Annotated in this window: 14 protein-coding genes; 6 read left to right on the top strand and 8 right to left on the bottom strand. The window is 33.0% G+C overall.

The features are described 5' to 3' along the window. Position 1: 1 nt before the first annotated feature. Entirely contained in the window at positions 2 to 814 is an 813-nt protein-coding gene (gene murQ, locus A4F88_RS13705) for an N-acetylmuramic acid 6-phosphate etherase (protein ID WP_068843176.1), read from the bottom strand. Positions 815 to 996: 182 nt separating this feature from the next. Here murQ and A4F88_RS13700 point away from each other — a divergent pair, with 182 nt between their 5' ends. Next, the gene (locus A4F88_RS13700) at positions 997 to 2,145 is read left to right on the top strand and encodes a helix-turn-helix domain-containing protein (protein WP_068843175.1); all 1,149 of its coding nucleotides are present in this window, start codon (positions 997 to 999) and stop codon (positions 2,143 to 2,145) included. Positions 2,146 to 2,299: 154 nt separating this feature from the next. Beyond that, complete coding sequence (locus A4F88_RS13695) at positions 2,300 to 4,681, top strand: TonB-dependent receptor (protein ID WP_068843174.1); 2,382 nt, start codon at positions 2,300 to 2,302, stop codon at positions 4,679 to 4,681. Between the two features lie 222 nt (positions 4,682 to 4,903). On the opposite strand, the gene A4F88_RS13690 is transcribed toward A4F88_RS13695, so the two are convergent. Both A4F88_RS13690 and A4F88_RS13685 read right to left on the bottom strand, forming a co-directional pair. After that, the gene (locus tag A4F88_RS13690) at positions 4,904 to 5,572 is read right to left on the bottom strand and encodes a ZIP family metal transporter (protein ID WP_068843173.1); all 669 of its coding nucleotides are present in this window, start codon (positions 5,570 to 5,572) and stop codon (positions 4,904 to 4,906) included. A 92-nt stretch (positions 5,573 to 5,664) separates the two neighbouring features. Continuing rightward, on the bottom strand, positions 5,665 to 6,429 hold the full coding sequence (locus tag A4F88_RS13685; RefSeq protein ID WP_068843172.1) for a class I SAM-dependent DNA methyltransferase: 765 nt from the start codon (positions 6,427 to 6,429) through the stop codon (positions 5,665 to 5,667). Between the two features lie 135 nt (positions 6,430 to 6,564). Here A4F88_RS13685 and A4F88_RS13680 point away from each other — a divergent pair, with 135 nt between their 5' ends. The 3 genes from A4F88_RS13680 (at position 6,565) to A4F88_RS13670 (ending at position 8,873) form a co-directional block, all read left to right on the top strand. Continuing rightward, a complete protein-coding gene (locus A4F88_RS13680; protein WP_068843171.1) occupies positions 6,565 to 7,728 on the top strand; it encodes a THUMP domain-containing class I SAM-dependent RNA methyltransferase in 1,164 nt (387 codons plus the stop codon). A 200-nt stretch (positions 7,729 to 7,928) separates the two neighbouring features. Then, on the top strand, positions 7,929 to 8,165 hold the full coding sequence (locus A4F88_RS13675) for a hypothetical protein (RefSeq protein WP_068843170.1): 237 nt from the start codon (positions 7,929 to 7,931) through the stop codon (positions 8,163 to 8,165). Positions 8,166 to 8,180: 15 nt separating this feature from the next. Then, complete coding sequence (locus A4F88_RS13670; protein WP_068843169.1) at positions 8,181 to 8,873, top strand: aspartate/glutamate racemase family protein; 693 nt, start codon at positions 8,181 to 8,183, stop codon at positions 8,871 to 8,873. 66 nt (positions 8,874 to 8,939) lie between these two features. On the opposite strand, the gene A4F88_RS13665 is transcribed toward A4F88_RS13670, so the two are convergent. From A4F88_RS13665 to rlmD, 4 genes are read right to left on the bottom strand one after another with little or no spacing between them, the layout of a single operon-like run. Next, the gene (locus A4F88_RS13665) at positions 8,940 to 9,875 is read right to left on the bottom strand and encodes an XAC2610-related protein (RefSeq protein ID WP_068843168.1); all 936 of its coding nucleotides are present in this window, start codon (positions 9,873 to 9,875) and stop codon (positions 8,940 to 8,942) included. 9 nt (positions 9,876 to 9,884) lie between these two features. After that, a complete protein-coding gene (locus A4F88_RS13660) occupies positions 9,885 to 10,694 on the bottom strand; it encodes a DUF6048 family protein (protein WP_068843167.1) in 810 nt (269 codons plus the stop codon). Continuing rightward, on the bottom strand, positions 10,666 to 11,226 hold the full coding sequence (locus tag A4F88_RS13655; protein ID WP_068843166.1) for a DUF6452 family protein: 561 nt from the start codon (positions 11,224 to 11,226) through the stop codon (positions 10,666 to 10,668). The genes A4F88_RS13660 and A4F88_RS13655 overlap by 29 nt, the downstream gene beginning before the upstream one ends. 10 nt (positions 11,227 to 11,236) lie before the next feature. Then, positions 11,237 to 12,649: a 23S rRNA (uracil(1939)-C(5))-methyltransferase RlmD gene (gene rlmD, locus A4F88_RS13650; protein ID WP_068843165.1), complete on the bottom strand. Its 1,413-nt coding sequence runs from the start codon at positions 12,647 to 12,649 to the stop codon at positions 11,237 to 11,239. 194 nt (positions 12,650 to 12,843) lie between these two features. Between rlmD and A4F88_RS13645 the strand changes: the two genes are divergently transcribed. Beyond that, a complete protein-coding gene (locus A4F88_RS13645; protein WP_245179113.1) occupies positions 12,844 to 13,857 on the top strand; it encodes a sensor histidine kinase in 1,014 nt (337 codons plus the stop codon). A 73-nt stretch (positions 13,858 to 13,930) separates the two neighbouring features. Here A4F88_RS13645 and A4F88_RS13640 read toward each other — a convergent pair whose 3' ends face one another. Beyond that, the gene (locus A4F88_RS13640; RefSeq protein ID WP_143154972.1) at positions 13,931 to 14,308 is read right to left on the bottom strand and encodes a hypothetical protein; all 378 of its coding nucleotides are present in this window, start codon (positions 14,306 to 14,308) and stop codon (positions 13,931 to 13,933) included. Between the last annotated feature and the right edge of the window lie 25 nt (positions 14,309 to 14,333).

Here is a 14,333-nt window from a genome sequence, read left to right as displayed (position 1 = left end):
TTTACTTGTTATAATTATCAACAGCGTTTCTTACACTGCCATATTTTTTTAATAATTCTGAGGCTTCATCATAAGAAACCGGAATTTCTCCCATGATCATCTTTACACCACGATCTATCAACTTTACATTGCTTAGCTGCATATCGACCATTTTATTGCCTCTTACTTTTCCAATCTGAATCATGGCAGCTGTCGAAATCATATTCAAAACTAATTTTTGGGCAGTTCCGGCTTTCATTCTTGAACTTCCTGTAATAAATTCAGGACCTACAACAACTTCAATAGGAAATTGAGCAGTTAGTGCCAACGGACTTCCTGCATTATTAGTAATACAACCTGTCAGGATATTATTTTGATTACAGGTTTCTAAACCACCAATAACATACGGAGTTGTTCCGGAAGCTGCGATACCAATCACAACATCATTTGCACCAATATTATTGTTTTGTAAGTCGATCCAGGCTTGTGTAGCATTATCTTCTGCATTTTCTACAGCGCGACGAATAGCAGTATCACCTCCGGCGATGATTCCGTTTACCAAATCAAAAGGAACACCAAAAGTAGGAGGGCATTCTGAGGCATCAACGACACCTAATCGGCCGGATGTTCCGGCTCCAATATAAAACAATCGTCCGCCCAGCTGGAGTTTAGCAACTATTTGGGTAACTAATGCTTCAATTTGTGGTATTGCTTTTTCGACTGCATTTGGAACGGTTTTATCTTCCTGATTGATGTTGGTAAGTAATTCATGCAGAGACATTTTCTCTAAATGTTCGTATTTTGAAGATTGTTCAGTGGTTTTGGTAAATGCCATTTTCTCTTGTTAATTAAGCCGGTTCAAAATTAATCTTTTTTATTGCAATCCCGAAATTTAGAATGTAAAGTAACGAAGATTAAAAATCTTTTTTTTCGTATCATTATCACACGACGATTACTTTCTATAAACGATATTAAAAGATCTAAAATATTATATTTGTTAAATAATTAAAAAAAGGAATGAATATAATAAGCTTTTTAACTGGTATGGCCGTGATATCAGTTTTTGTTTCCTTATTGCTGGCCTTCTTTCTGCTCACTGTGCAAACAAAAAATAAATTAGCAAATGGGCTCTTTGCTTTGTATCTGATATTTTTTGCTATTGATAATAGTGGAATTTTTATTGATGATAACTTCATTAGAAATCATTTTAATCTGGAGTTTTTCAGATGGACTATTTGTGCTCTGATATTGCCTGCTTTTTATTTGTATGTATTGTCAGTTTGTTTTGCAGATTTTCGCTTAAAGTTTAAACACCTGTTGCATATTATTCCGTTTATAATCACAAATGCATTTTTTTTATCAAGGCTTTACCTTTTAAATGATGTAGAAAAAACACTATTTTACGCCCACCGTGATCAATCGCCGGAGATGTCCTTTTTGTTTTTTGTATTAGGTCTCCAAACCGTATTATATAGTATAGGAGTATTTTTGGCTTTAAAGAAATATAGAGAAATATATCAGGAAAATTATACTAACCCCAGAACTTCTATTTTTAAGTGGTTGTTTCAAATAGCGATTGTGCTCTTTGTTTTGTATTACTTATCGATCATTAAGAATATTGTGAGATATGCTGATATTGATTTTTTATGGATTTGGTCTAATTTCCTGTTACAATTTTTGGTTTTAACAGTAACCTGCTGGTTTGTTTTGAAAGCCTTAAATTATCCTGAACTTTTTAGAGGTATCGATTCTAAATTGTTATTGGCAAGAGAAATTCTTCCTAAAAAAAATGAAGAGGTTACTGAGATGAAAGGTATTCAAAACGAGATCATTACGAATCAAATTTCGACATTGAAACAGTATATGGAAGAGAAAGAACCTTTTCTTGATCCGTCGCTTACGATTCAGGAACTCTCCAATCAAATTGATATTCCGGTTCGGGATTTATCTATTTTGATTAATCATCATATGGATCAGCATTTTTTTGATTTTGTAAACGAATATCGTATTCAAAAAGCAATGAGTATTCTAAAAAATCCTTTAAAAAGCGATTTGACTGTTTTAGAAATTCTATACGAAGTAGGTTTTAATTCAAAATCTTCATTTAATACTTCTTTTAAAAAATATACAAATTTAACGCCTACAGCTTATCGAAACGCTTCATAATTAACGTTTTGTAAAAAGTCGTACTTCTGGTTTAATAAAGTCGAACTGATTTCTTCAATAGAAATTGGTTCGACTTTTTTTTGTCGGTCGCGTATCGAAAATTTCTAAGGCAATTTTGCTTCAAATTAAACGAACCAATTTAAAATTAGAAATCATGAAAAAAGTTAACCTTTTTATTTTTTTATTATTACCTCTCTTTTGTTTAGCACAAACCTTTAAGTTAAATGGAAAAGTTTCTGATGAAAAAACATCAGTAGCCTGGACTGATGTTGTAATATCAAATCAGGAAGGAAAGATTATAAACGGAACGACAACAAAGGAAGATGGCAGTTTCGAAGTGATTCTGAGCAAAGGATTTTATAAAGTAAAAATTAGTCCGATGGGATATTCTGAATTTGAGAAAGAGATTATGATCGAAAAAGATACCAATTTAGGTTTAATTCTCTTGAAGGAAAACGCGACAAGTTTAGGAGAAGTGGTTATTCAGTCCCGAAAAAATACGATTGAACAAAAAACAGATCGTTTGGTTTACAATCTTGAAAACAACATAACAAATGTTGCCGGAGATGCTTTTAGTGCAATAAATACTGCACCTGGAGTTGTGGTGCAAAATAATGTTATTACTATATTAGGAAAAGGTGCTTCTCGTGTGATGATGGATGGAAGAATGATCGAATTAACCGGAGAGGAACTGAATAATTTCCTGAAATCTATTTCGGCAAGTGATATTAAAAACATCGAGATAATAAGTAATCCTTCCTCTAAATATGAGGCAGACGGAACTGGCGGACTGATTAATATTGTAATGAAAAGAGGCGCTCGTAATTCCTGGAAAAATACAACCACAGCTTCTTATGATCAAAGTAAATATGGAATTTATGCTTTAAGAAATAATTTCTTTTACAGTAAAGACAAGTTTAGGTTTTCGGCCAGTGTTAATGGAAAAGCGGGGTATAAAAATATTACTGAAAATCTGGATATGCATTTTACTCAAGGACCTACGGAAATGGATATAATTACAAAATTGAATGAAGAAAACGTTTCAGGAAAAATAGCTTTAGATTATGATTTTTCAGAAAAAACGACCATTGGTTTTCAATTTTTAAAAGATAAAAGCAATCCGGATTTTGACTCAGATATTAGAATTAATACCTACAATACTCAAAACGTATTAGAGCGCTATATAATCAATGAGAGTTTTTTAGACAGAAAATCAGGCAATCAGACGTATAATTTACATTTGATTACTAAACTCGATTCGCTCAACCGAAAATTATCATTTGATATAGATTACTTTGATTATGATTCAAAATTCGGCAGGGATTTTATTGCAAACAATTATGCTTCAGACGGAACTTTTATCGATGTCAATCAATCAGGGCGAAATACTTCAAATCAGGCTATTGATAATTTGAGTTTTAAGGCTGATATGGAACATCCGCTTCAGGAACTAAACTTATCTTATGGTGCCAAAGTGAGTTTTACAAAAAGCAATAGCGATGTTGTTTTCTTTAATACCATTACCGGAACTCCGGAACTGGATGTTAACCAAACCAACCAATTTAAATACATCGAAAATAATCAGGCAGTTTATATTAGTGCAGATAAAAAAATCAATGAGAAATGGAATCTTCAGGCAGGATTGCGATTGGAAAATACGCAGACAAATGGTTTTTCGAAAAATATGAACCAGGAAACCGTAAACAATTATCTGAAATTATTTCCAACCTTTTATGCTTCTTATCAGAAAAACGAAAACAATAGTTTTAGTTTAAATTATGGAAGAAGAATCCGCAGACCAGGTTTTAGCTTATTAAATCCGTTTCGTGTATATATTAGCAGTAATAGTTATTCTGAGGGAAATCCGTTTTTGAAACCTTCTTTTAGTGACAATTTTGAGTTTTCGCATTCGTATAAAAAAGTATTGAGAACGAATGTTTTTTTAAATGCAATTACAGATGGTTATGGCGTAATATTTACTGCAAATCCGGAAACACAAACACAGGTTGTATCAAGAGAGAATTATTTTAATGGTATTAATTATGGAATTGGAGAAACATACTCGGCTAATTTTGCAGACTGGTGGCAGAGCGAAAACTCGTTGTATTTTTTAGGATCAAAAATTAAGTTTACAAAAGATATTAATGCAATACCGGCAAATAGTCCTGAAGTAAATTTCTCGACCAATAATACTTTTTCATTGAGCAAAACCAGCAAACTCCAAATAGATTTTAATTATACTACGCCTTATAAAAGCGGTTTGTACAATACAGGTTATACATCAGGTTTAAATATTGGTTTTAAACAAGATTTGTTGAGCAAAGCAATGCAGATTGCTTTTTTGATAAACGATATTTTTAATACATCTTACTTAAAAGATGATGTGTCTATTGTAAATGGTGTAAAGCAGGTTTATAGTCAAAACGAAAGCAACCGATTTGCACGTTTATCTGTGGTTTATAATTTTGGAAATAAAAAAATCAATGTTAACCAGCGTAGTTTTGGAAATGAAGAGGAGAAAAACAGAGCGAGGTAATTTTTTAAGTTAGATAACTAATCAATTGGATAATTGAGGTTTGAAAAAGGGTAATAAAAATAGGTGTCCTTACAGTTTTTTTGAATGAGTAAAGTTCTTGTTTTTTGCGTGAGGGATAGGAGTAAACTACCGAAGTAGTACGGATAGCCCGACCGTATTTGCGAAAGGCGCGCATAAGCGGTTTGTTAAACAGCGCCTTTTGTAAATGTGGTCACGCCCTGATTATAAAAAGAATGCCAATACAATCCCAAGTATAATCATAGAAACTTTGGCAACATTAAATTTATGTCCTTCGCTGCTTTCAAAGATAATAGTAGACGAAATATGAAATAAAATACCAATGACAACAGCAGTGATTTCAGTATAGTATTCGTTTAGCGAAGGTAAATATTCAGATGCAATTGTACCAAGCGGTGTCATAATCGCAAAGGTAAGCATGAAAATAAAAATAGCTTTTTTATTCAGGTTTGCATTGATAAAAAATGTGGTCAGAATTACTGCAATTGGCAGGTGATGAATAGCAATTCCGAGTGCTAAATCATGATGATGACTTACAGGAAAACCTTCCAGAAAGGCATGAATACACAAACTGATAAAAAGCAGCCACGGAATCTGACTCATTTGTGCATGTCCGTGAACATGTCCGTGTTCAGCTCCTTTGGAGAAGAACTCAAGTATGATCTGGAATAATATCCCGACCATGATAAAAATACCAATATGGTGGTTGTGTGTTTCGTAAACTTCCGGCAGCAAATGCATGACGGTTAACGATAACAAAAATGAACCGCTAAAAGCGAGTAATAATTTTAGATTGGTTTTGCTTTTTGGTTTAAAAAACAAAGCTACAGCATAACCTAAAAGTACAGAAAATAGGGGTAATAGATAGTTCATTTGTATTTGTTTAATCGTTGATTCGTTTAATCGTTTAACTGTTTTTTTTGTTCACCGATTGAAACGGTTACACAATTAAACTATTAACCAATTTACTTAAAAATCATGATTAATCTCTCGCTTTCGGTTTTGTGAAATTTTTTGAGTTTGTAATCTCCAAAAATATCTAATAGAAAAATACCGGCTTCTGCCATTAATTCTTCAAAGTCTTTTAGTGTTAAAGCTTTTACTTTTTCGGTAAAATGATATTGATGTCCCTGATCTTCAAAATCTATTTCTTTAAAAATATGTCCGTCCTGAACATATCTCTTAATTTTAAAATCGATCCCGTCGACAGTTTTTACTTCTTCAGGAACAAGAGTTTCGATTACATTCGTTACGTTCATGAAGTCAATCACGGCAAATCCGTATTCAGATAAGCTTTCTTTGATTGCTTTTAATGTGGTCAGATTATCGTCGTCGTTTTCGAAATAACCAAAACTGGTAAACAAATTAAAAATAGCATCGAATTTTTCTTCGAAAGGTTCACGCATATCGTGCACTTTAAAATGCAGGGTATCGTTACTGTTTTTACTGGCTTCGGCAATACTGTTTTCTGATAAATCGGCACCTAAAACATTAAATCCCAATTGATTTAAATAAATAGAATGGCGTCCTTTTCCGCATGCTAAATCAAGAACCTTTGCTTTTTCAGGCAGATTAAGATAATGTGTCAGATTATCCATAAAAATCTGAGCTTCGCGATAGTTTCGGTCTTTATAAAGAATGTGATAATAAGGAGTGTCAAACCATGAAGTAAACCAATTTTCGGTATTACGCTCCTGATTTGGTGTTGATGAGTTTGGTGCTTCAGACATTTATTCTATTTCAATTAATTCAAAGTCCCGCAAATTTAGTGTATTTTTGCCGAAAAATAACTATTTCGTGACGATACCTGAAGAGAAGTATAACAACGCATCTTAAAATAGATTGTTTTTTAATTTAAAATAAAGATGGAAGAAAATTTTAGAATGATAGCCAAATGTTTTTTTGGTTTTGAAGAAATATTAGAAAAAGAATTGCGTACTCTTGGAGCTCAGGATGTCGAAAAAGGAGTGAGAATGGTAAGTTTTAAAGGCGATAAAGGTTTTATGTACAAAGCCAATTTATCGTTGCGAACTGCTCTTAAAGTTTTAAAACCTATTTATTCGTTCAGAGCCAATAATGAACAGGCATTATACAAAGGAATCTCAGGAATAAACTGGTCTAAGCTGCTCAATGCTAATCAGACTTTTGTGATTGATGCAACAGTACATTCGACTTATTTTAATCATTCTGAATTTGTTTCTCAAAAATGTAAAGATGCTATTGTCGATCAGTTTAGAGAAAGAACAGGACAACGACCAAGCATAGATAAAGCTTTTCCTGATTTAAGAATTAATGTTCATATCGATAAAGATCAGGTTTCGGTTGCTTTAGATACATCCGGAAACTCACTGCATCAGCGTGGTTACAGAACTGCTACGAATATTGCACCAATTAATGAAGTTTTGGCAGCAGGAATTTTACTGTTATCAGGTTGGGAAGGACAAAGTCATTTTCTGGATCCAATGTGTGGTTCAGGGACTTTCCTGGCAGAAGCCGCTATGATTGCCTGTAATATTCCGGCAAATATTAATCGTAAGGAATTTGCTTTTGAAAAATGGAAAGACTGGGATAATGATTTGTTTGATGAGATTGTAAACAGTCTGATGAAAAAAACAAAAGAATTTCATTATACCATAAAAGGTTTTGACAAAGCACCAAGTGCTGTAAACAAAGCCAAAGATAATATTAGAAATGCCAATCTGGATGATTATGTAACGATCGAAGAAAACAACTTTTTTGATACAGAAAAAGCAGTCGAAGGGAAATTGCATATCGTTTTTAATCCGCCGTATGATGAACGTCTGGATATTCACATGGAAGAATTCTACAAAAATATTGGTGATACTTTAAAGAAAAATTATCCGGGTACAAATGCCTGGTTTATTACTGCAAATCTTGAAGCATTGAAATTTGTAGGATTAAAACCTTCACGTAAAATCAAACTTTTTAACGGAAGTCTTGAAGCACGTTTGGTAAAATACGAAATGTACGAAGGAAGTAAGAGAACGAAATTTCAGGTTTCTGAGTAGATAGGTTCAAAGCGGCAAAGGTTCAGAGTGACAGAGATTTTAAAACTTTGTTGCGGCGAGTTTTTGTAATGTTGAGTTTATAAAAAAGAATAAAATTTCAAATAGAATAAAAGCAGCAAGGAAATATAGTTTTACAAGCGTAAAGTGATGGCCTTTGTACCTCTGAGCCTTTGCCGCTTTGAAACTTAAAAAGAAAAAAAATGACAAAACTACAAGTAAGAGCTTTTTTATATCAATTAGGATGTTTTGCAATCTTGTTTATTGCAGGCAGATATTTAGTGGCAGTGTATACCGGATTAACAGGGTTATGGATTCCGGTAACGGCATTTATAGTAGCGACTTTAATCTCTCCTAAGTTTCAGGCAGCGAAAACCAAGGATGGTGAAAAGCTTTTCATGAAATGGATTTTTATAAAAGGAATTAGAGAAATTGGATAATTAATTCGAACTTATATGAGGATAATTGGACTTATAGGAGGTATTAGCTGGGTTTCTACGGCTGATTATTACAAACTTATAAATGAAGGTATAAATGAAAAACTGGGTGGACTTAACTTCTCAGAATGTCTGCTATACTCTTTTAATTATGCTGATATAAAAAAGAATAATGAAAACAACGATTGGGATTCGACTTTTAATATGCTTTTAAAAGGATGCCAGTTTTTAAAATCGGGTGGAGCAGAAGCGATTGTTCTATGTGCAAACACGATGCATTTTATTGCCGACCGACTTGAAAAGGCAATAGGTTTACCAATTATTCATATTGCAACTGTAACTGCTGTAGAAATTCAGAAACAGGAAATGAAAAAAGTAGGACTGTTGGGAACTAAGTTTACAATGGAACTTGATTTTTTTAAGGATAAACTTGTTGAGAAAGGAATCGAAGCGATTATTCCTAAAAATGATGAAGATCGTGATTTTATTCATACCACTATTTTTGAAGAATTAGGAAAAGGCATTGTCACTGATGCTACAAAGAAACGTTATCTGGAAATTGCAAATCAATTAATAGAAGAAGGTGCAGAAGGTATTATTTTAGGTTGTACCGAAATTCCTTTAGTTATAAAACCGGGAGACATTGCTGTTCCTGTTTTTGATACCGCTTTGATACATTCAAATGCAGTAGTTGAGTTTCAATTGTCTTAATCGTAGAAATAAATATTACAATACAAATAAAAAAAGCTATGATTTATAATTTAAATCATGGCTTTTTTATTTTTGATACTCTTTAATTTTTACTGATTTATTGTTCCTGATTTGATATTCAGTATAAAAGGTTTTATTACTATCCTCAAAGGATTTGACTTCTCTGATAAGGTAAAAATTATTGTTTAACCATTTATAATACCGATCAGACTCATTACCGCTTCCGTCGGCTTCAGATCGGACAAATTCTTTGTTTTTCTGATCAAAAGACAAATACTCTAATTTTTCAAGTTTACTGTTTCTGATGAATTGATTTTTCGCTTTATCATAAACAAAATAAAGAAAGCTGCCGTCATATTTTGTTCGTTCAGGAAAATAAATCGGAATTTTGATATCTAAAAGCCCGTCAAAATTAATGTCTTCCAGTTCAACTTCGCCATTATTACCGTATAAGACATTTTTGAAACCGGAAAGCGTTTGTGTTTTTTCTTTTGAATTGTAAATATCCAGTCGGTCGATTAAGTAATAATCGGCGGGTTCATTAGTGGTGTTTTCAGCTTTTCCTTTATAAGAGTTTAGCTTGTAGCTGTAATTTTTAGGATTAAATGCTGTTAAATTCTCGATACAGCTAAGCGATGCATCAAATCGTTTGTCTTTTTTATCATTTTGCCAAATACCGTTTAATTCATAATTACTAGTAAGCTTTAGAGAAAAACTGCCTGTCTTTTTAGGAATGTTTCCTTCTTTAGACGGAACATAAGTAGTTTCGGTAAGTCTTATTTCGTTGCTATTTAGAATTCCTTTTAAGGAAATAGATATGCCTTTTCCTTTTTTTGAGTAATAATATTCTCCAGAAACAGAATCTTTTCCTTGCGAAAATTCAATAGTCATTTCGATAGGATATTTATCTATTTTACCGGAGAAATGTAAAAATGTTTTAACACTTGTCTTTTGAGCAAAAGCAATTTGGCTAAAGATAAAAAAGACAAGTATTCTTTTCATTTTGTTGAATTACTTTTTAGGAGCAGGTTTTGTTAATACCGGTATAATGGTTTTTTTCTTGTAAAGCGGAATGAAGTAAGAAACGGTATAATTGAATCCTATTCCAAAACTACCATCATATGTTCTGTTGAAACCCGGGATGTAAAGATTATCGAATCCTGAAGGTTTTTGGTTCATGACTAATAATTTCAGCTGAACACCAAAACCTACAAATACATTATTGAAAATTTTTGCTTTTACGCCTCCGGTAACTTCAATCCAGCCCGCTGTGAGTCCGGTATATTTGTGACCGTCAACAATTGCTGGTTGCTCTCCCCAATACGGATTTGGGTTGTAAATCTTGTAGCTGTTTAATTGTTGGCTAAATGTGCTAAAACCACCTCGCATACCTATTGTGATCAGGTTTTCCATATCAAGCCAGTTTTGATACATATTGTAATCAAATCCTCCTTTAATATAAGTTCCTGTTGCAGTCGAATTTAAACGGTCATCGTCAGTTGTTTTATCTTCAAAACCAAGTTCTGCAGCCAGATAGTATTTCTTTGTTAGACGAAAATCTCCTGTAACCTCAATGCCTTTGTAATTTTTGTCATATAAACCACGTGTCAGTTTATACAAGTCAACACCCACACGAAGACCATAACGATCTGTTTTAATGCTGTCTGGTTTAACTTCCTGAATTGCCGGTTTTGCAGCCTCAGTTTTTGGTTTTGGCTGAGCTGGTTTTGCTACTGTTTTTGTTGATGTTTCCTGAGCATTAGTCAAAAACATTGAAAACAATAAGGAAAGGCTAAAAGTATACTTTAATATGTGCTTCATTTTCGCTATCAATGTTATAAGTCTGAAGGATAAGTCTTGTCATCCAAATGCCGTCACCAGCTGGATCTGTTTGTATAAAAGGAGCAGAGAAAGGATCTGTAGAAGATGGATTTAAGGTGAAAATGGTTTTAAATCCGCAGGCTCTTGATACATAAACATTCTGACGTGTGTAATAAAATGTAATAACATCTGTGTTTACCGCTGCAGCATTAGGATTTCCTGAGTCATAAGTAAAACTATAGGTTGTTGAATCTGTATCTGTTTTTAACGGGATAGAGATTTTATTCGCATTTGTTAAATACTTCGTCGTATCATCTCCACTTGCATTAAAAATAATACCTTGTCCACCCGGACTGTCTTTACCCACTACTTTTAAATTAATTACATTTTTGGGTACTAAAGGAGTACGGTTCTCAAAAAATGAAATGACAAGACGGGGAGTGGTTGGCGTATTTGCATCGCAAATATCATCTTTCTCACAGCTTGATAAACCAAAAGTGAATATTAATAAAAGAGAGATTATTTTTTTCATTTAAATTTTATTAGCGAAGTTCTAAAAGTACAACATTTTCGACATGATGCGTTTGTGGAAACATATCAACTGGTCTTACTCGTGTTACTTTATATTTTTCGTCCATTAAAGCTAAGTCACGTGCTTGTGTTGCTGAATTACAACTTACATAAACTACTTTTTTAGGAGCAATTTTCAAAATCTGGTCAATAACTGCCGCATGCATACCGTCTCTTGGCGGATCTGTAATAATAACATCAGGTTTTCCGTGCTGAGCAATAAAGCTTTCGTTAAAAACTACTTTCATGTCACCTACAAAAAACTCGCAATTTGTAATATTATTGCGTTCTGCATTTGCTTTGGCATCTAAAATAGCTTCAGGAACACTTTCTACTCCAATTACTTTTTTGGCTTTTTTAGATACGAATTGTGCAATAGTTCCGGTTCCGGTATATAAATCATAAACAGTTTCGTTGCCTGAAAGTCCTGCAAAGTCACGTGTTATTTTATACAATTCATAAGCCTGATCAGAGTTGGTCTGGTAAAAAGATTTAGCGTTAATGCTAAATTTTAAACCTTCCATTTCTTCCAGAATGTAATCTCTTCCTTTGTATAATTTAATGTCCTGATCGTAAATTGTATCGTTTTGTTTTGCATTTACGACATATTGTAACGATGTAATTTGAGGGAATTTTTCGTAAAGATGATCTAAAACCAATTCCCGATTTTCTTTGTCATCTTCAAAAAACTGAATTAAAACCATGATTTCGCCAGTTGAAGCAGTACGAATCATTAAGGTTCTTAGTAATCCCGAATGTTCTCTTGGATTAAAGAATGCCAGGTTATGATCGTTAGCAAAGGCCCTGATTTCATTTCTGATAGCATTCGAGGGATCTTCCTGTAAGTGACATTTGTTAATGTCTAAAATTTTATCCCACATTTTAGGAATGTGGAATCCTAAGGCATTTCTGTTTCCTAAATCTTCAGTGCTGCCAATTTCTTTTTCAGTTAACCAACGACTGTTAGAAAACGAAAACTCCATTTTGTTTCTGTAGAAAAACTGCTTTTCAGAACCTAAAATAGTTTCAAATTCCGGAAGCTCAACTTTTCCTATACGCTGTAAATGATTTTTTACTTCGTTTTGTTTGTAATACAACTGTTGGCTGTATTTCATATTTTGCCATTTACATCCGCCACAAACGCCAAAGTGATCGCAAATTGGATCAATACGATGCTCTGATAATTCGTGAAATTTTACGGCTTTGCCTTCATAATAGGCTTTTCTTTTTTTGAACGTTTGTACGTCAACTACATCACCCGGAACCACGTTCGGAATAAAGATTACTTTTCCATCAGGAGCCTTTGCTACTGATACTCCTTTTGCTCCGGCATCAAGAACCTGTATTTGATGAAAGACAATTTTGTCTGTATTTTTTCTTCCCATAGCGCAAAAATAAGGGTTTGTAAACTTTTTCAAATTTAAATTTCAAAATATTTTATCAAATTGTTTAATTTATTATTTTAATTGACTTTAAAACTTAACTTTGTTACTAGCAATTCGCCTAAATCTGCTATTCTTAATCTATAGATTGTTATGTTTTTATGAAGTTGTATCATAATCTTTCACAAATTGGCTTTTTGAAAAAAAGTTATGCCTTCAAATTTTTATTTGTTGCTTTTATAGGAATCCATATTCCTTTGATCGGGATCTTATTTTTTGTCCTTTACTACAATCATAGTGTTTCGCCTACTTCAATCCTGATTTTTTCCCTGGTTATGACTTTGCTGGCGACTTTAATTACACTTGTCGTTTTAAATCAGTTAATCAAACCCATTTCTCTTGCTTCAAAGTCTTTGGATGATTACAGAAACAACCGAAAATTATCTATTTTGCCTACAGAATATACAGATGAAGCCGGTTTATTGCTTTGTAATATTCAGGAATCTATTTATGAATCAGAGAGTTTTATAAATGAAAAACAGGATTTGATTTATATGCTGTCTCATGATTTGAAAAATTTTGCAGGAAATCCACAAGGTCTGGCGAATTTAATTATAAGCGAAAATCCATCAGAATCTATTCGACAGCTGGCAGAATTAATTTGCGAATCGACCAATTTACAATTTCGTTATATTGAAAATTTTATCAAGTTATTGCAGGAACAGGATCGTGTTGTAAAAGGGAATCTGGAGATGCGAATGATATCTTTTCCTAATATATTACCTTTTATAAATGAACAGGTAGAGCAGCGTTTGATCGACAAGAATATCAAATTGACTTTAAATCTGGAGTTAATCGAAGCAAAACTTCGAATTGATGAAGGGTTGCTGGTTCAGGTTATCGTGAATTTAATCAGTAATGCTGTAAAGTTCTCTTATTTTGACAGTGAAATTAAAGTTAGGGTTTACAATGAAAATTCTAAATTTATAATAACAGTTACAGATCGCGGAATTGGATTTGATAAAAATCAGATTGATGAGTTGTTTAAAAAATTCACCAAAATGAGCCGATTAGGAACAGCCAATGAATCGTCGACCGGTATTGGGTTGTATTTATGTAAAAAAATCATCGAAAAAAACAAAGGAAGGCTAAGCGCAACAAGTGAAGGTAAAAATAAAGGTGCTGAGTTTAGAATTGAGTTTGATGTGTAAAATTAAGGTTACTAAGATTTTTATAACCTTAATAACCTTTTAAATGTTGTATTGTTAATTTGCTGTATTGAAACTAATAGATTAAAGTTGGTTTCTCATCGACACATTTTACGCCTGTTGGAGGAGGCATCATCATGCAATCATAAACAATCCCCCATTTTGCATCGTACTTTCCCCGGGCATTGATATATTGATCAATTTTTTTCTGAAAAGCAGTAACATCAATTTTTTTGCCATATACAATGTATCCAGAACAGGTAGAAGCACCCAATTTCATAAAGGTCCATTCGTCTGGATTAGTGCAGGGCTTGGAGTTAACTTGAGAATATTCGACAATTTCTTTGTACATTTTATCAAGTCTTGCTGACTCTTCTTCCCGTGTACTTTCATCATTGCTGCAACCAACGATTGTTAATGATAGAACAAATAATATAAAGCTTACTTTTTTCATGGCGAATAATTTTAAGTTAGTTTTA

The organism is Flavobacterium chilense (assembly GCF_001602525.1).
In the GTDB taxonomy this organism is placed as follows: domain Bacteria; phylum Bacteroidota; class Bacteroidia; order Flavobacteriales; family Flavobacteriaceae; genus Flavobacterium; species Flavobacterium chilense.
This window is presented reverse-complemented; position numbering and strand designations above follow the sequence as displayed.